Genomic DNA, 16,300 nt, shown 5'->3' with positions numbered 1-16,300 from the left:
TCTTCTCCAGTAACGGCGGCCGGCGAACATCGCCACGCACCGATCAATGAAGAGATTATGCGCGCCCTTGTGTTATCCCAAAGCGAGGATCTGGGTGGCTTTCGCCGCGTTGTTCTCGGCATTCTTCATCAGGCTCATTTGCAGTTCGAACGAGCGGGCCAGGGAAATCATGGTCACCATGGCATCGACCGGGCTGACGTTGGAGCCTTCCAGGGCGCCGCCGGCCACTGCCACTTGCGGGTCGGCCGGGGCGGCGCTGCCGTCCTTGAGGCGGAACAGGCCGTCGTCGCCGCGCACCAGGTCCTGCTCGGGCGGGTTGACCAGTTTCAGGCGGCCCAGCACGGTGGGCGCACCCGGCTTGGTGGTGGTGGCGATGGTGGAAATGGTGCCGTCGCCGCCGATGGCCACGGACACTTCGGGCGGTACGGTGATGGGGCCGCCGTCGCCCTGGATGGTAAAGCCGGCGGTGTTGGTGAGGAGTCCATTCTCATTCATCTGCAGTGCGCCGTTACGGGTGTAGGCCTCGGTGCCGTCGGGCATTTGCACGGCGAGGAAACCTTTGCCCTTGAGGGCGACGTCGAGGTCGCGCCCGGTCAATTGCAGGGGGCCGGAGGAAAAATCGGAGCTGACCGTGGCGTTGACCACGAACGCGCGCGTGGGCAGGGGCAGGTTTTCACCCACGATCGGCACGGCGCGGAAGGCATCGATCTGGGCACGGAAACCGGTCGTGGTGACGTTGGCCAGGTTGTGCGAGGTGGTGGCCTGCTGCTCCAGGATGTGCTTGGCGCCGCTGGCGGCTGTGTAGATGAGTCTATCCATGATTTTTCCTTAAAGCGTGCCCTACTGACGTTCCCGCCGAGTGCCGCCTTGGCGCGGGAAGTCGTTTCTGGCAATGCCAGGAACGACGAGCTAGCTATTAACGCAGATTGACCAGCGTCTGCAGCACAGAATCCTGCGTCTTGATGGTCTGCGCATTAGCCTGATAAACCCGCTGCGCCGTGATCATATTGACCAGTTCCGCCGTCAGGTCCACGTTCGAATTCTCCACCGCCGACGCTTGCAAATTGCCGAAACTGCCAGAATTCGGCGTACCGATCAGCGGCGAGCCCGAGGTCGGCGTTTGCGCCCACGCATTGTTACCCAATGGTTGCAGCCCGTTCGGATTGGAAAAATTGGCCAGCACGACCTGTCCCAGCGGACGCGATTCGCCATTGCTGTACTGTCCCAGGATGGTGCCGTCGGGACCGGCCGAGAAACGCTGCAGGCTGCCGGCCGTATAACCGTCCTGGCTCGACAGCTTCTCTTCCGTGGCGTCGCCGTACTGGGTCGAGCCGGCGAAATGCAGGTCGAATTCGATGGTCGGCTTGGCACCGGTCAGCGGGAATACCGGCAACTCGATCTTCAGCGGCAGGGTCTGCGGCGCCATGGCGGCATTGCTCAGCACGCCATTGGTGTCGAAATTGAGGTGACCGACGCTCACACCAGGCACCTTGACGGCGGCGGCGATCAGCTTGTCGATCTCGGCCGGCGTGGTGCCGGGGATGCCGCCGGCGCTGGTGGCGGCGGTGGTAATGGCGGTCTGCTGGGCCGGCGTGGCGCCGGCGGTGCCGGCGGCAGCGGCCACGGCGGCGCCGGCGGCGGTGGCGTAGGCGGCGGCTGCGGCGGCCATGTTACCCGGCGGCACGCTGGTGGCGGCGGTCTGGAAGGCGTCGCGCGCGGTACCGGCGGCAGCATCGGTCTGCGCGGCGGCGGCCACGGCCTGGTTGGTCATTTCGACCCCGTCCGAGCCGACGTACACATCCCACGAGCCGGGACCGGTCTTGACGTAGTAGGTCGACATCACGTGCGAATTGCCCAGGCTGTCGAACACGTCGATCGAGGTCTGCTTGTTGTACGTTTCCGGATCGGTCGCATCGAAGGGCACGGTTTTCGGCAGCGGGCTGCGCGAATCGAGGTTGAGCTTGGTATCGACGCGCGACGTTTCCAGCGGATTCATGTCGCTGTTGTCGATCTTGAGGGGAATCGGCGAACCGGTCAGGATGTTGCCGGCCTCGCTGACGCCATAGCCGGTCAGCTTGGCGCCCTGGGCATTGACCACGAAACCGTTCTTGTCGAGCGAGAACTGGCCGTTGCGCGAATACTGGACGTCGCCGTTGACATCGGTGCGGAAAAAGCCGGCGCCGTTGATGGCGATGTCGAGCGGGTTGTTCGAGCTTTCGATATTGCCCTGGGTGAACTGCTGGGCGATCTGCGCCACTTTCACGCCGATCCCGGCCTGGTTGCCGCCGGCGCCATTGAGCGAATTGGCGTACACGTCGGCAAACTGCGCCTGCGACCCCTTGAAACCGACGGTGCTGGCGTTGGCGATGTTATTGCCGATAACGTCGAGCGATTTGGCTGCGCCATTCAAGCCGCTAAGTCCTTGTTGAAACGACATGGTGTTTCTCCTAAAAAGTATAAGTAGTAGCGGCTTGGTTACAGAATTTGCTTGACGTCGGTCATTGCCACGACGCCCCGCGAAGGCAGATTCAGTTTGACGCCATCCTTGGCGCTGGTGGTCACGCTGGCGACCGTGTCGAACGACAGGGCCTTGGCATCTTTTAAGACTTCGCCGCCGCGCTCGGCGACGACACGAATCAGGTAATTGCCATCCTTGAGGGCGATCGGTTTGCCGGCCGCATCGAGTTTGGTCGGGTCGACCACGCCATCCCAGGCGATCGGCACGGTGCCGGCCGGCTGCTGGCCGAGGTCGATGGTCTGGATATCCTTGCCGGTCTTCGGGTCGGTGATGATCATCTGCACCTTGTCGGCCGCGCTGTCCAGGTGGACGCCCATGATGCCCTTGCCGCCGGCCAGGGTCACGCCATTGCCGCCCACCAGCACGCCGTGGCCGATCAGGTTAGCCGCCTGCAAGCCTTCGGAAGCCTGGTAGCTCGACTTGAGCGACTCCATGGTCGTGTTCAGCTTGTTGACGCCGGTCACCGTCGACAGCTGGGCCAGCTGGCTGGTGATCTGGGCATTGTCGAGCGGATTCATCGGATCCTGGTTCTTGAGCTGGGTGACCAGCAGGGTCATGAACTTGTTGGTGTCCGCCTCGACGCTGCCTTCGACCGCCTTGGGCTTCTTGGGATTGACGGAATTGAGCAAGTCTTGCGACATCACGGGTGCATTGGAATTCACGGTTGCCATGGCGGTTTCTCAGTTGATTACTCAGGTTATTGACCGATGGTCAACGTTTTCATCAACAGCGACTTGGCCGCGTTCATGGTTTCGACATTGGTCTGGTAAGAACGCGAGGCCGACAGCATGTTGACCATCTCGTCGACGACGTTTACGTTCGGCATGGCCACATAACCCTTGTCGTCGGCCATCGGATGCTTGGGGTCGTACACCTGCTTGAGCGGGGAAGGATCTTCGATCACTTCGCGCACTTTCACGCCGGTGCCGCCGCCTTCGGTCGGAACCGCCTCGAACACGACCTGCTTGGCGCGGTAAGCCTCGCCGCTGGCGCTGGTGGCGCTGTCGGCATTGGCCAGGTTGCTGGCGGTGGTGTTCAAACGCTGGGCCTGGGCGCTCATGGCCGAGCCGGATACGTTAAAGATATTAAATAGCGACATGATTACTGGCCTCCCTGGATCGCCGTGCTCATGCCGCGGATTTGCATGTTGATGAAGGTCACCGCCGCTTCGTAGCGCAGGGCGTTGTCGGCGAACTGGTTGCGCTCGACATCCATGTCGACCGTGTTGCCGTCGACCGCGCCCTGGGCCGGGGTGCGGTACAGCAGCGGGGTGCCGTTGGCCAGCACGTCGCCCTTGAGGGCGCCGGTCGGCATGTGGGCCGGGGCGGTTTGCTTGAGCACGCCGGCCGGCGGGGTGGTCTTGGCCATCACCCCTTGCAGGGCGCTGGCGAAGTCGATATCGCGCGCCTTGTAGTTAGGCGTATCCGCATTCGCGATGTTTGACGCCAGCAATTCCTGGCGTTGCGAGCGCAGGCTCAGGGCCGTCTCGTTAAAGCGCATGTAATCGTCGAGTTTGCCAATCATGTCGTGCTCCGCATCTGTCGACTGCCTCCGGGTTGGCGGCAATGTACTTGTGATGACAGGAAGAATCATACGGGCCGTGCTGCCGGCCCAATCGAACGATAAGGAACACCAAAACACGGCTATTCGGAAGTTCGGCAATGTCGCGTGAAGTCTATGATGCTCTCATTCCTGAAAGCAATCCATATGAAAATCGCCCTGATTACTGCCTTCTTGCTTGCCTCCCAATGTTGCTTTGCGCCACCGGCCGCCGCCCAGGCAGCGGCCACCCCGGCGCTGGCCCTGCAGGACCCGGCCGCCTTAAAGCGCGTGGCCGAAGCGTTTCTGCAAGCCCAGAGCGCGGCGCTGGCGGGGGAAGTGACCGTCACGGTCGGTCCCGTCAACCAGCGCATGAGCCTGGCTTCTTGCCCCGCACCCCAGGCATTCCAGCAGCCGGGCGCGCGCACCTGGGGAAAAACCACGGTCGGCGTGCGCTGTACTGCGCCGGTCGCGTGGACGGTGTATATTCAGGCCCAAGTGAGTGTGGTAACGGACTATGTGGCCACCGCGGTGCCGCTGGCACAGGGCCAAACGATTGAGCAATCGCAATTAGTGTTGCTTAGAGGTGACATTTCGGCGATGCCCAACGGGATCGTCACCGACATGGCGCAGGCTGTCGGACGGACCAGCACGGTATCGCTGGCCTCGGGTGCGCCCTTGCGCCTCGACGCCCTGCGCGGCAAGCCGGTGGTGCAGCAGGGACAGCTGGTCAGGGTGGTATCGAGCGGCAACGGGTTCCGGGTTTCGGCCGAAGCGCGCGCGATCGGCAACGCCAGCGATGGCCAGGTGGTGCAGGTCAGGACCCCGGCCGGCGCCATCCTCAGCGGCGTGGCCAAGGCCGGCGGGCTGGTCGAAGTAGTGTTTTAGGCAAGGGGTGCAATCTCCCGCCGGAAAGCGCTAAAGTTTACGACGCGAGCGCCGTTACTTACGCAGACCCTGGAGGTTTTACCGCTCCGCCCAGAGAAGGATGATGCTGTGAAAATTAACGATACCCTGAAGAGTAACCCCGGCCTGCCGGCGGCCAGTACGCCCGCGGCCAATGCCAAGAGCACCGAAAAAGCCAGCAGCAGCGCGCCCGCGAGCACGGACAGCGTCAAGCTGTCGTCGCAGGGCCAGGCCATGGCCAGCGCGGTGGGCAACAACAATGGCGTGTTCGACACCAAGAAAGTCGAGCGCATCAAGCTGGCGATTGCCGACGGCCAGTTCCAGGTCAATTCCGAGAAGGTGGCGGATGGCTTGCTGGACACCGTGCGCGATCTGCTGCACTCCCGAAATCGCTAACGGCGCCGGTTTTCCGGCGATACCACGACCATGTCCACAGCCAGCCCGAGCACAACCCTGCCGCAGGAACTTGCCTTGATCACTTCCGCGCTGGAATTGATGACGCAGGAACAGCAACTGCTGGTCAACGCCGACACGGCCGGCCTCGATGAGCTGACCCCGCGCAAGGCGCAGGTGGTGGCCGGGATGGCAGCGCTGGCGCGGCAACGGCACCAGAGCCTGGCCGCGGCCGGTTTTGCGGCCGACGACAGCGGCATGCAGGCGTGGGTGGAAGCCAGCGGCGCGGCGGATGCCTTATCAGGCTGGCAAGCATTGCTGGGCAAGACGCGCGAAGCCAAGGAATTGAACCGTATTAACGGCATGCTGATCAACAAGCAACTGTCGCACACCCAGGGCCTGATCAATGCGATGCGCACCCCGACCAGCGGTAGCGAAGCGGCCGTGTACGGCCCGCGCGGCCAGGCGGCGCCGGGCGGACCATCGAAGCGCTACGTGGTGGGCTGAACGCCCTGCCCTTGTCTGTCGTGCTCACTGAACGGTCGCCTGGTGCGGCCGTTTTGCATTGCATACGCGGCCTGATGCGGCGATTTCTTGAGCAATCTCTCCTGGCCCAGCCAGCGTTGCTACGGGCATGGCTATGGAAAGCCCGGGCTTTGGTGGACAACCTTGCCGCCGACAAGCGTCTGCAGCACCTTGATGTCGGCGATTTCCTCGTCCGGAATCTGGAAGAAATTACGGTCCAGCACGATCAGATCGGCCAGCTTGCCCACTTCCAGCGAGCCCACCAGCCCCTCCTGGCGCAAGGTATAGGCGGCATTCATGGTCGCCGCGCGCAGGACGGCGGCGCGCGGCATGCCCGGCGCCGGACCGAGCTTGCCCGCGAACTCGGGGCCGGCTGCCGGCGAGTTGGTGCGGGTGACGCCCACCTTGAGCGCGAACCATTGGTCGAGCGCATCGACCGGCCAGTCGCTGCCGAACACCACGCGCGCGCCCGCATCGAGCAGCAGCGACTGCGGCTGCAGGATCGCGTAGCGCTGCGGACCCAGATAATCCTTCAGCCCGGCCACCGTGTCCGGCGCCGGTTTGGCCCACTGGAACGACAGCACCGCGCTCGCATCGAGCGCGGCAAAGCGGCCGAAGTCGGCCGGGTCGACAATTTCGGCATGCGCCAGCGCCGGGCGGGCATCCTTGCCGCCGGGCGTGGCGCGCAGGGCCTCGATGGCGTCGAGCGTTTCGCGCACCGCGCCGTCACCGTCCACGTGCACGTGGGCGTCGATGCCGGCGGTGGCCAGCCCGGCGAGGATGGCTTTCAGCGCGGCGGGCGGGAAATAGGTCGGCGGCCCCTTGCTGTCGCCCGGCACCCAGTGCGGATGCTGCGGCGTGCCGCGGTCGACAAAGTACGGCGCGACCATGGTGCCGGTCAGGGCCGGCGCGGCGATCACGCCGTCCATGTAGAGCTTGGCGTGACGCACGCGCATGATTGGTGCGACGCCGTTCTTTTCCTGGTGATAGCGCTTGACCATCTTGAGCACGGAGGCCACCGCGCGCGCCGGATCGGCGCCGTCTTCGGTGGCCACTTCGGCGGCGAAATGGGCCCGCGCGCTCAGCTTGCCCTGGCGCTCGATGGCGGCAAAGGCGGTGAAGATTTCCTGGTCGCTGCTGGCGTCGAGAAAACTGGTCACGCCCTGGCGCCCCAGCGCTTGCATGGCAAAGGTGGCGGCGGTGATGTTCTCGGCCGGGGTGGTCTTCGGCAGCAGCTTGTCGACCAGATCCATGGCCGCGTCTTCCAGCAGTCCGGTCGGCTCGCCAAAGGCGTTGCGCGCGATCTTGCCGGTGGCCGGGTTGGGGGTCGCGCGCGTGATGCCGGCCATGTGCAGGCCGCGCGTATTGACCAGGTTGGAGTGGCCGAACGAGGAACGCACCACGATCGGGCGCGCGGTATTGATGGCGTCGAGCGTGGCGCGGGTGGTTTCCACGCCGGCTGGCAGCATGCTTTGCTGGAACCAGTTGACCACCTGCAGCCATTCCTTGATGCCCTTGGTACGGCTTTCCTTGTCGACGCAAGCCTGGATGCGCGCCTGGAACTGGGGCACGGTCAGCGCTTCGTAGTTCAGATTGCAGCGCAGCAGGCGCTTGCCGCCGGACAGGGGATGCATGTGGGCGTCGATCAGGCCCGGCATGAGCATGCGTCCCTGCAGGTCGATGATGCGGGTGCCCTTGCCGGCCAGCAGGGCGGCGCCGGTATTGTCGCCCACGTAGACGATGCGCCCGGCGCGCACGGCCAGGGCCTGCTGCACGCTGTCGCTGGCGTCCACGGTGTAGACGTAGCCGTTGCGGTAGATGGTATCGGCCATGCCGGACTCGACCGCCTTGGCGGCGGCCTTGGCCTTCGGCGCGGCCACTGCCGGCGTGGCGCCGCCGAGCAGCAGCGCCAGCACGGCGGCGGCGCAGGCGGCGCGCGCAACAACGGGTTCCAGCAGCATCGAGGCGCTGGCGGGCAGCGCGCGGGTTTCGGTCATTCTGCATCCCTTTCTGTCGGATTGCGGTAAGTGGCGTTGGCCACAGAATACACGTTGCCCGGAGGGTTTCCTATATCTGCCGCCAAACACGGCATGGCGAACGCAACGCGGCCACGCCCCTCGCCTGTCTGTTGCTTCAAGCTGTGCATGAACGGGCTCGATGACAAGGACAAGTGCACCCTGATTGGTACCGAACAGGCTTGCGCCGCATAAAATTCTGATAGGAAATTCTCTCTTCCTACAAGCTTGATTTCATTGAGGAAATTGTGCGAAAACACATTTTTTTGTGCCGCTGGCGATACGTTCAGAATTTGCTCAAACGACAAAATTTCCGTTGAATATGTATGTCCCGTGCAAGTGCGCCATGTAACGATGGGTTGTTGAGGCAGCTTCTAGCCCGGCACTCAAGAACGAGCACATTCACTCACGGAGAACTGTATGAACTGGAATCACTTGGTTAAAGCAAGCGTCGGTATCGTAGCAGCAGCAGCCTGCCTGGCAGCCCAGGCGGGGTCGAACGGGGTGACTGTCAGCCTGAGTCCCGAAAAATCCTCGCTGGGCAAAGAGGACGATGTCGTCATGCGCGTCACCATCACCAACACCTCGTCCAAGCCGCAATACGTGCTCAAGTGGCACACCCCGTTTGCCGGCGTCGAGGATCATCTGTTCGACGTGACCCGCGACGGCGTGGATGTGCCTTACCAGGGCCGCCATTACAAGCGCCCTGCCCCGACCGCCAAGGATTACTACCTGCTCAAGCCGGGCGCCTCGCACACGGCCAAGGTGGAGCTGTCGGCCATGTACGACATGAGCGTGACGGGCGACTACTCGGTGCGCTACCACGCCGCCTCGCTCAACCTGTTCAACTCGACCTCGGACGACGACAACAGCGTGAACGCGCGCCAGGGCGAGCGCGAGATCGGCGAGATCGCTTCGGCGCCGGTATCGCTGTGGATCGATGGCCGCCTTGAGCGCGGCACCGTGGTAGCCGACCCGTTCGAGCTCGCTGCCAAGCAACAGGCCGCAGGCCCGGCCGGCGTCTCGTTCGCCAGCTGCAGCTCGTCTCAGCAGACGACGATCAACTCGGCCATGTCGGCCGCCAAGAACATGGCCAACGGCAGCGTTACTTACCTCAACAGCGGCCTGCAGGGCACGCGCTACAAGAAATGGTTCGGCGCCTACACCTCGGGACGCTACTCGACGGTCAAATCGCACTTTGCCAACATCAAGAACGCGCTCGACAGCAAGCCGATCGTGGTCGATTGCAGCTGCAAGGAATCCTACTACGCCTATGTGTACCCGACGCAGCCGTACAAGATCTACGTCTGCAATGCGTTCTGGTCGGCCCCAACGACCGGCACGGATTCCAAGGGCGGCACCCTGGTGCACGAGCTGAGCCACTTCAACGTGGTCGCCGCGACCGATGACTGGGCGTATGGCCAGTCGGCCGCCGCCAGCCTGGCAACCAGCAACCCGACGAAAGCCGTCGACAATGCCGATTCCCACGAATATTTCAGCGAAAACACCCCGTCGCTGCCATAAGCGGACGATGGCATAAAAACAGCCTGGCAGCGCGAGCGGCCAGGCTGTTTTTTTATGGCTTCGGAGTCTGCCGCCGGCTTTTAATTTCTCATTCGAGCTCTGACCCCGGTTGAGAAATGTTTCGAGTCGGAGGTCTGACCCCGGTTAGGAAAGGTTTGGGAGGAGTATTATTGTTCGGCCGGCTGCGCGACCTGGGTGTGCGTGAACACCGTCGACGCCGGCTTCATCGCCACCGGATGATCCAACTGCTGCAAGTCAAGCACGTAACTGCCGGTATGGCTGAGCCGGTAGCGGCGCTTGCCTGGAAGGAAGTCATACGCGCCCGTGATGTCGATCGTGTTGCTAAGCACGCCGTTCGGCTCGACCTTGACGTAGTCCTCCGGTCGCGGCGGCGCGCGCTTGACCATCGGGCCGATGTAATTGACCGGCGCCGCACTGCCCGCCACGCTGATGTCGAACTCCGGCCCGAACAGTTGCTCGCTTTGGTAGGTGACCTTCCACAGGTAGATCGGCTGCGCCGTCTTGTTGCTCACCGTCAGGGTTACCAGCACCTTGCCGTCGCGCGACGCCACCGCCACTTTTTCGCTCACGCCAACCATCGGTTTATCCTTCGCATAGGCCAGCCCCAGCGCCATGATCATCAACACGCCCGCCAGTGATCGTTTCATCGCCACGCTCCTTGTTCTCGTCAGCCCGGCTGCGGCGCTCGATCGGCGGGGCCGGGTCGCCCGCCTGTGCCGTTCCCGGCCATTGTGCCTCGTTTCGCCCATCGGGCCAGCCCGGTTGGATCAACGGGTCGGAATCTCGGTCGTGGTATCGGGCAGCGCCGACAGGATCGTCACCGCCACGCGCCGGTTGCGCGCGCGCCCTTCGGGCGTGTCGTTGGAGGCCACCGCGATGTTGGCGCCGTGCCCCACCACCGTGAGCCGCCCGGCGCCCACGCCGCTGTCGATGAACAGGCGCACCACGCTGCTGGCGCGCACCGCCGACAGTTCCCAGTTCGACGGAAACAGCGCATTCCTGATCGGCGTCGGGTCGGTATGGCCTTCGACATGCACCGCGTGCGGGTCGTCCTTGAGCAGCACCGCCAGCGCGCGCAGGGCCTGGTCCGACTCCGGCGTGAGGGTGGCGTCGCCCGGGTCGAACAGCACGCTGGCATTGATCTCGACGCTCACGCCGCGGCTGTTTTGCGTCACCCGCACCTTGCCTTCCCTGACCAGCGGGGCCAGGGTCGAGGTGAGTTTCTGCGCGAGGCTGGTCAGGCGTTCTTTTTCGAGCCGCATCGCTTCCGCGCGCCGTTTGATGAGCGGATCGGGCAGCACGATCAGCTGCGGCACATTGCTGCTGGCGACACTGGCCGTGCTCTTGTCCTTGCCGCCGAAGGCGTCGCCCAGCGACACCGAAAACACCTTGTACTTGCCTTCGTTGACGACCGAAATGGCGTACATCACGACAAAAAAGGCGAACAGCAGGGTGATGAAATCGGCGTACGAAATGAGCCAGCGTTCGTGATTTTCGTGCTCGGCTTCGTACTTTTTGCGCGCCATGGCTCAGGGCCGCGAGAGCAGGCAGGCAACGCGCTCTTCGATCACGCGCGAGTGGTCGCCGCTGGCGATGTCGTGAAAGACGTCGGTGAGGATTTCGTACTGGGTCACCCGTTCGGCGACGATGGTCTTGAGCTTGTTGGCGATCGGGTAGAAGAACATATTGGCCAGCCCGACGCCATACACGGTCGACACGAAGGCCACCGCGATGCCGCTGCCCAGCTTGGCCGGGTCGCTCAGGTTTTCCATCACGTGGATCAGGCCCAGCACCGCGCCCAGGATGCCGATGGTGGGCGAGTATCCGGCCGCCGACTCCCAGATTTTCACCGCTTGCCGCTCGCCGAATTCGTAGGCCGTCACTTCCATCTCCAGCAGGCTGCGCAGCTTGTCGGGGGCGATGCCGTCGACCACCAGGCGCAAGCCCTTCTGCACGAATTTATCCTTGTTGACGGCCATGTACTTTTCCAGCGAGAGCAGGCCGTCGCGCCGCGCATGCAAGCCCCACACGGCGATCTCGCGCGCCAGCCCGGCACGCTGGCTGGGGGGCGGCGAAAACACCCAGCGCAGCATGCGCACGCCGCGCATGAAGGTGGACGCTTCGCTTTGCAGCAGCACGGCGCCGGCGGTGCCGATGACGACGATGGCAAACGCCGCCGGCTGCACCAGGGAGGACAGCTTGCCGCCCTCCAGCGCCTGGCCGATCAGCAGGCCCGACAGCGCCAGGAAGATCCCCGCTACGCTGGCCCGGTCCACGCCTGCTCCTTCAAGGACGCCCGCAGGCGCGCGACCGCCTGGGTGTGCAATTGCGACACGCGCGATTCCGATACCCCCATGACGGCCCCGATCTCTTTCAGGTTCAGTTCTTCTTCGTAGTACAGGCCCATGAGGATTTTTTCGCGCGGCGGCAAGTTGTCGATGGCGTCGATGACGGCATGGCGGAAGTCGCCGTCGAGCAGGCTGCGCAGCGGATCGGCATCGTCCACCGCATAGCGGTCGAGGAAGCTGTCGTTGCCCCCTTCGTTGTCGTGGAAATCTTCGTAGTACACCAGCTGGTGGCCGCCGCCGTCGGTCAGCATGTCCTGGTAGTCGGCCAGGGAGAGCTTGAGACTCTTGGCCACTTCGGATTCGGTGGGCGGGTGGCCGAGCTGTTGCTGCAGGGTGCTCATCGCCGTTTCGATCTTGCGCATGTTCTGGCGCATCGAGCGCGGCAGCCAGTCGCTGCTGCGCAGTTCGTCGAGCATGGCGCCGCGGATGCGCAGCACGGCATAAGTCTCGAACTGGGCGCCGTGGGTTTCCTCATAGCGGGTGATGGCGTCGAGCAGGCCGATCATGCCGGCCTGGATCAGGTCGTCCACTTCGACGCTGGGCGGCAGCTTGGCCTTCATGTGGTGGGCGAGACGCTTCACCAACGGCATGTGCTCCGTCAGTAAATGGTTCTTGTCCGCTTTCCCTTTGACGGTGTACATAGTTATAAGTATGTTTTAAGAACCAAAATGGGAAGTCCCCCCTGTCCTGCCAAGTTGCGGCATGGCTGTCAGGGCAAAGCGCCCCGCCAGCTGGCGAAATGCCACCGAGGCGCCGGCCAGCGGGAACGCATCGACCACGGCCCGGCCCAAGCGCGCGGCCCGGTGCAGGTATTCGTCCGCCGGGACCGAGCCCATCGACGTGAGCTGTACGGCAAGGTAACGACTTGCCGCAGATGACATATTATCGTATACCACCTTGGCTTCGGCTTCGGATGCGCCCGTTACCAGAATTCCGAACGGACGGCGCCCCAACTGTTGCGAAAGTCGCTTGATGAGGGCGTAGGCGGCCGTGATCGAGGCGGCGCTGGTGGAGACCTGGACCACGATTTCGGCGCTGTCCATGACCGGCACCGGAAAGCTGTCGTCGTCGCCGAATTCGCCGTCGACGATGACGATGCCGGTCTGCTTGACCAGCACCTCGAAGGTCTTGGCCAGGCGCCGCGCTTCGTCCGGGCCGCCGCGCGCACGCGCCATGCTGACCACGCCGAAGCCCTGCGGCACCTGGTGGATGATCTGGTTCAGCGCGCACTGCTGGCGCGCCACCTGCAGCAGGCTGGCGCGGTCGGCCACGCCGAGGCGCTGGGCCACGCCGTATTCGCGGTCGCAGGCGTCGACGATGAGCACGTCGTTGCCGGCCCGGGCCAGCGAGGCGCCCAGGTTGACCAGCATGGCGCCCTTGTCGTCTTCGGGCGTGGCCGACAGAAAAGTGACGATGCGCGGCTTGGGCCCGGCCAGCATCCGGCGCAGGCCTTCGGCCTGGTCGAAATCGAAGTGGTTAGCCAAGGGACACCTCGCGCAGGCTGCGGTCGTTGCGGGCGGTGCTGGTATTGGCCATCAGCAGCGGCAGTTCGGCATCCGAAAACTGGGTGGCGGCGGCATCGCGCTTGAGGCGGAAGGCGCGGTCGACCAGCATGTTGCGGTCGGCCAGGTGCAGGTCTTCCGGCACGCGCTGGCCGTTCGAGACGTAGAACAGGTTCAGTTTCTGGCGGATCACGACGTCGAGCACGTTGCCGATCGAAGCCGCTTCGTCGAGTTTGGTCATGATGCAGCCGGCCAGGCCGCTGCCCTGGTAGGCGCGCACCACTTCGTTGAGGGTTTCGTTGGTCGAGGTCGAGTTCAGGCACAGCAGGCGCTTGACGTCGGCGCCGGTCTCGGACAGCATCGCCACCTGTTCGGCCACGTTCTGGTCGCGCTGGGAGACGCCGACGGTGTCGATCAGCACGGTGTGCTTGTTGCGCAGTTCTTTCAGGGCGATGCGCAGGTCCGATTCATCCTTGACCGAGTGCACCATCACGCCGAGGATCTTGCCGTAGATGCGCAGCTGTTCGTGGCCGCCGATACGATAGGCGTCGGTGGTGATCAGGGCCAGCTTTTCCGGGCCGTGGCGCATCACGCAGCGCGCGGCCAGCTTGGCGGTGCTGGTGGTCTTGCCCACGCCGGTGGGGCCGACCAGGGCGAACACGCCGCCCTTTTCCAGGATTTCATCTTCGTTCGAGATGGTGGTCAGATTGCGCGCGAGGACGGTTTTGATCCAGCGCAGGCTCTCGGCGGCATCCTTGCCGGCCGGGAGTTTTTCGATCAGGTAGCGCGACAGGCTGGCCGAGAAACCGGCGGCCAGCATTTCGCGCAGCACGCCGGCTTTTTGCGGCTCGCGCTGCTGGGTGGTGCCCCAGGCGATTTCGGCCAGTTGGCTTTCCATCAAGCCACGCATGGCGCGGATTTCATTCATCATGCCCGACATTTCGGCGCTGGCGCTGTCCTTGGCCTGATTCATGGCTTGCTGCATCATCGACGACATGTGCGAGGCCATCATCGACATGTCGAACGATTCCGGCGCGGCGTAGGCCGGGGCTGGCGTGGGCGCGGCGCGGCGGTTGGCGTAGGTGTCGGGCGGGATCGACAGGGATGGGCGCGGCTGGGCCATCTCGGATTCGTGGGCGGGCGACGAGATCGAGGCGACGTCGTCGCTGGCGAGGGCGAGGATCTCGACCACGCCGTCGACCGGACGGTTGGACAGGATGACGGCGTCGGGCCCGAGCGCTTCGCGTACTTTACGCAGTGCGTCGCGTGATGTTGCAGCCGTAAATTTTTTGACATTCATCGCCAACTCCTGGGGTTCCTGCTGGGTGCGCTCACATGAGGCACTGACAGGATCCATTATTGACGATGCAGTTTGGAAACGATCGAGGGAGAAGGACGGTAAAAGGGGTTCATTTCGGTGGAGCAGCAAGATCCTCGCTCATCGCCTGCGCGGCTCGATCCAAACCGGCAAGCGAGAGCAAACCGGCTACGCGCAATGTTGGCATAAGAAAAAATTTGGCTGACTGGCAAGATGGGAGACGTCAGCCAGGCCGGCGCAAGACTGGCGCCGAAAATCGCGTCGTCAGCTTAACGGCACGTCGGACCGGGAATATGGACTGAAGTGTGAGCCATGAATCAAGTAGCGTATCATACGGCATATAGGAACACTGCTGCGACGTCAATAAAAATTCACAGTATCCAATCACGTTGGTAGCGCTGCGCGTGGCCGTCGACATGGTCCGCTGAGCGAATGAGAGCGCAATCATGCCAAGTAAGTGACTTTTGGGCAACAGACATGCTAAGACTTACCGATCAAGATCTGCTCAATCTGCTGAACGACACCGAATCAGACCGTGCCGAACGCAATCCCGTACCTGAATTCGAGACTACCCAAAGCGCGGTGGTCTGTGTTCTGCGAGGGAAATCATGAGTACGCCTGTGTTGACTTTTTTCAATAACAAAGGAGGAGTAGGCAAAACTTCCTTGATATATCACTTAGCTTGGATGTTTTCCCGTCTGGGTAAGAGGGTGGTCGTCGTGGATGCGGATCCGCAAGCCACCCTCACCTCCACTTTACTTGACGAAAATAAGATAGAGGCACTCTGGGAAAAACAATACGCAGGGTCGACAATCTATCAATGTGTCAAAGCGCTGACTGACGAGGGGGATATTGCAGAACCCATTCTTCAGCGCATCACGCCTGAGTTGTATTTACTCCCAGGCGATATCGAGCTCTCAGCGTTTGAAGATACGCTTTCGGCAGCGTGGCGCAGCAGCCTCGGCGATAAAAATCCTTACCGACCGATGCAAATACTCAGCTCGTTCTGGCGCGTCCTGCAAATGGCGGCTGATCAAGTGCGGGCGGATATTATTCTGGTGGATAGCGGGCCGAACCTCGGTGCCATCAATCGTTCAGTTCTGATTGCTACCGACTATGTCGCAATTCCTTTAGGGACCGATTTACCTTCGCTGATGAGCCTGAAAAGCCTTGGACCGACGCTTCGCAACTGGAAAAGTTCCTGGCATGAAAGAGTGGCTAATTGGAATGCACGCGGTGAGAATAGCAGCCTTATCGATTTCAAGCCGCCTGATCGCCACATGCAGCCGATCGGCTACATGCGCCAGCAACTCAACATGTACTTGGGCAGGCCCGTGAGCATTGTCGACAGATGGTCGCAACGCATTCCGGCGGCATATCGCGAGTTCATATTAAATGAACCGGCACTTGCCGAGACGCGGGACGAGGAGGAGGACGATCTTAATTGCTTGGCAACAATTAAACATTACCGCAGCCTGATCCACATTGCTCACGAGCGCCGAAAACCCATTTTCAACCTCACCTCGGCCGATGGCGCGATCGGCAGCCATTTTGGCGCGGTGCAGGACGCCAAAAAGGACTTCACGCAGTTGGCGGAAAAGATTGCGGAGCGGATTGACCTGGAAATCTAAGGACGCCTTTGTGTTGAGGGTCCGTCAATCGTCGTTTTTCTCGCCATTGCCCGGTGCCCA

Annotated in this window: 17 protein-coding genes; 5 read left to right on the top strand and 12 right to left on the bottom strand. The window is 62.8% G+C overall.

Going from position 1 to position 16,300, the window contains the following annotated elements; all coding sequences use genetic code 11:
- Positions 1-72: 72 nt before the first annotated feature.
- The 5 genes from RBA41_RS12710 to flgB form a co-directional block, all read right to left on the bottom strand.
- Entirely contained in the window at positions 73-819 is a 747-nt protein-coding gene (locus RBA41_RS12710; protein ID WP_306624264.1) for a flagellar basal-body rod protein FlgF, read from the bottom strand.
- 97 nt (positions 820-916) lie between these two features.
- The gene (locus RBA41_RS12705; RefSeq protein ID WP_306624263.1) at positions 917-2,437 is read right to left on the bottom strand and encodes a flagellar hook protein FlgE; all 1,521 of its coding nucleotides are present in this window, start codon (positions 2,435-2,437) and stop codon (positions 917-919) included.
- A gap of 38 nt (positions 2,438-2,475) precedes the next feature.
- Positions 2,476-3,189, bottom strand: a complete 714-nt coding sequence (locus RBA41_RS12700) for a flagellar hook assembly protein FlgD (RefSeq protein ID WP_306624261.1) — start codon at positions 3,187-3,189, stop codon at positions 2,476-2,478.
- Between the two features lie 26 nt (positions 3,190-3,215).
- Positions 3,216-3,617, bottom strand: coding sequence for a flagellar basal body rod protein FlgC (gene flgC / locus RBA41_RS12695; protein ID WP_099875575.1), 402 nt, complete (start codon positions 3,615-3,617; stop codon positions 3,216-3,218).
- A 2-nt stretch (positions 3,618-3,619) separates the two neighbouring features.
- Positions 3,620-4,042, bottom strand: a complete 423-nt coding sequence (gene flgB / locus RBA41_RS12690) for a flagellar basal body rod protein FlgB (RefSeq protein ID WP_099875574.1) — start codon at positions 4,040-4,042, stop codon at positions 3,620-3,622.
- A 183-nt stretch (positions 4,043-4,225) separates the two neighbouring features.
- Between flgB and flgA the strand changes: the two genes are divergently transcribed.
- The 3 genes from flgA (at position 4,226) to RBA41_RS12675 (ending at position 5,863) form a co-directional block, all read left to right on the top strand.
- The gene (flgA, locus tag RBA41_RS12685) at positions 4,226-4,945 is read left to right on the top strand and encodes a flagellar basal body P-ring formation chaperone FlgA (protein ID WP_306624260.1); all 720 of its coding nucleotides are present in this window, start codon (positions 4,226-4,228) and stop codon (positions 4,943-4,945) included.
- 108 nt (positions 4,946-5,053) lie between these two features.
- The gene (gene flgM, locus RBA41_RS12680; RefSeq protein ID WP_099875573.1) at positions 5,054-5,359 is read left to right on the top strand and encodes a flagellar biosynthesis anti-sigma factor FlgM; all 306 of its coding nucleotides are present in this window, start codon (positions 5,054-5,056) and stop codon (positions 5,357-5,359) included.
- A 30-nt stretch (positions 5,360-5,389) separates the two neighbouring features.
- A complete protein-coding gene (locus RBA41_RS12675; protein ID WP_306624259.1) occupies positions 5,390-5,863 on the top strand; it encodes a flagellar protein FlgN in 474 nt (157 codons plus the stop codon).
- Positions 5,864-5,994: 131 nt separating this feature from the next.
- On the opposite strand, the gene RBA41_RS12670 is transcribed toward RBA41_RS12675, so the two are convergent.
- Positions 5,995-7,878 (bottom strand): amidohydrolase, encoded by a 1,884-nt coding sequence (locus tag RBA41_RS12670; RefSeq protein ID WP_306624258.1) that lies wholly within the window; start codon positions 7,876-7,878, stop codon positions 5,995-5,997.
- A gap of 438 nt (positions 7,879-8,316) precedes the next feature.
- On the opposite strand from RBA41_RS12670, the gene RBA41_RS12665 reads away from it, so the two are divergent.
- Positions 8,317-9,420, top strand: a complete 1,104-nt coding sequence (locus RBA41_RS12665) for a M35 family metalloendopeptidase (protein ID WP_306624257.1) — start codon at positions 8,317-8,319, stop codon at positions 9,418-9,420.
- Positions 9,421-9,587: 167 nt separating this feature from the next.
- Here RBA41_RS12665 and RBA41_RS12660 read toward each other — a convergent pair whose 3' ends face one another.
- The 6 genes from RBA41_RS12660 to flhF all read right to left on the bottom strand — a co-directional run bounded on the left by RBA41_RS12660 (position 9,588) and on the right by flhF (position 14,591).
- Positions 9,588-10,088, bottom strand: a complete 501-nt coding sequence (locus RBA41_RS12660; protein ID WP_306624256.1) for a hypothetical protein — start codon at positions 10,086-10,088, stop codon at positions 9,588-9,590.
- A gap of 120 nt (positions 10,089-10,208) precedes the next feature.
- Entirely contained in the window at positions 10,209-10,967 is a 759-nt protein-coding gene (motD, locus tag RBA41_RS12655; RefSeq protein WP_306624254.1) for a flagellar motor protein MotD, read from the bottom strand.
- 3 nt (positions 10,968-10,970) lie between these two features.
- The gene (locus RBA41_RS12650) at positions 10,971-11,717 is read right to left on the bottom strand and encodes a flagellar motor protein (protein WP_306624253.1); all 747 of its coding nucleotides are present in this window, start codon (positions 11,715-11,717) and stop codon (positions 10,971-10,973) included.
- Entirely contained in the window at positions 11,699-12,430 is a 732-nt protein-coding gene (locus RBA41_RS12645) for an RNA polymerase sigma factor FliA (protein WP_099875567.1), read from the bottom strand. The genes RBA41_RS12650 and RBA41_RS12645 overlap by 19 nt, the downstream gene beginning before the upstream one ends.
- Positions 12,431-12,445: 15 nt before the next feature.
- The gene (locus tag RBA41_RS12640) at positions 12,446-13,228 is read right to left on the bottom strand and encodes a MinD/ParA family ATP-binding protein (protein ID WP_374709546.1); all 783 of its coding nucleotides are present in this window, start codon (positions 13,226-13,228) and stop codon (positions 12,446-12,448) included.
- A 37-nt stretch (positions 13,229-13,265) separates the two neighbouring features.
- Entirely contained in the window at positions 13,266-14,591 is a 1,326-nt protein-coding gene (gene flhF, locus RBA41_RS12635) for a flagellar biosynthesis GTPase FlhF (RefSeq protein ID WP_306624250.1), read from the bottom strand.
- Positions 14,592-15,217: 626 nt separating this feature from the next.
- Here flhF and RBA41_RS12630 point away from each other — a divergent pair.
- Entirely contained in the window at positions 15,218-16,240 is a 1,023-nt protein-coding gene (locus RBA41_RS12630) for a ParA family protein (protein WP_306624249.1), read from the top strand.
- Positions 16,241-16,300: the final 60 nt, after the last annotated feature.

This window comes from Massilia scottii, assembly GCF_030846495.1.
GTDB lineage: Bacteria > Pseudomonadota > Gammaproteobacteria > Burkholderiales > Burkholderiaceae_D > Telluria_A > Telluria_A violaceinigra.
This window is presented reverse-complemented; position numbering and strand designations above follow the sequence as displayed.

Coding starts and splice junctions, on each gene's coding strand:
- flhF (WP_306624250.1), bottom strand. CDS start 14,591: ATGAATGTCAAAAAATTTACGGCTGCAACATCACGCGACGCACTGCGT.
- RBA41_RS12630 (WP_306624249.1), top strand. CDS start 15,218: ATGAGTACGCCTGTGTTGACTTTTTTCAATAACAAAGGAGGAGTAGGC.
- RBA41_RS12700 (WP_306624261.1), bottom strand. CDS start 3,189: ATGGCAACCGTGAATTCCAATGCACCCGTGATGTCGCAAGACTTGCTC.
- RBA41_RS12665 (WP_306624257.1), top strand. CDS start 8,317: ATGAACTGGAATCACTTGGTTAAAGCAAGCGTCGGTATCGTAGCAGCA.
- RBA41_RS12640 (WP_374709546.1), bottom strand. CDS start 13,228: ATGCTGGCCGGGCCCAAGCCGCGCATCGTCACTTTTCTGTCGGCCACG.
- flgC (WP_099875575.1), bottom strand. CDS start 3,617: ATGTCGCTATTTAATATCTTTAACGTATCCGGCTCGGCCATGAGCGCC.
- flgB (WP_099875574.1), bottom strand. CDS start 4,042: ATGATTGGCAAACTCGACGATTACATGCGCTTTAACGAGACGGCCCTG.
- RBA41_RS12705 (WP_306624263.1), bottom strand. CDS start 2,437: ATGTCGTTTCAACAAGGACTTAGCGGCTTGAATGGCGCAGCCAAATCG.
- RBA41_RS12675 (WP_306624259.1), top strand. CDS start 5,390: ATGTCCACAGCCAGCCCGAGCACAACCCTGCCGCAGGAACTTGCCTTG.
- RBA41_RS12670 (WP_306624258.1), bottom strand. CDS start 7,878: ATGACCGAAACCCGCGCGCTGCCCGCCAGCGCCTCGATGCTGCTGGAA.
- motD (WP_306624254.1), bottom strand. CDS start 10,967: ATGGCGCGCAAAAAGTACGAAGCCGAGCACGAAAATCACGAACGCTGG.
- RBA41_RS12710 (WP_306624264.1), bottom strand. CDS start 819: ATGGATAGACTCATCTACACAGCCGCCAGCGGCGCCAAGCACATCCTG.
- RBA41_RS12645 (WP_099875567.1), bottom strand. CDS start 12,430: ATGTACACCGTCAAAGGGAAAGCGGACAAGAACCATTTACTGACGGAG.
- flgA (WP_306624260.1), top strand. CDS start 4,226: ATGAAAATCGCCCTGATTACTGCCTTCTTGCTTGCCTCCCAATGTTGC.
- RBA41_RS12660 (WP_306624256.1), bottom strand. CDS start 10,088: ATGAAACGATCACTGGCGGGCGTGTTGATGATCATGGCGCTGGGGCTG.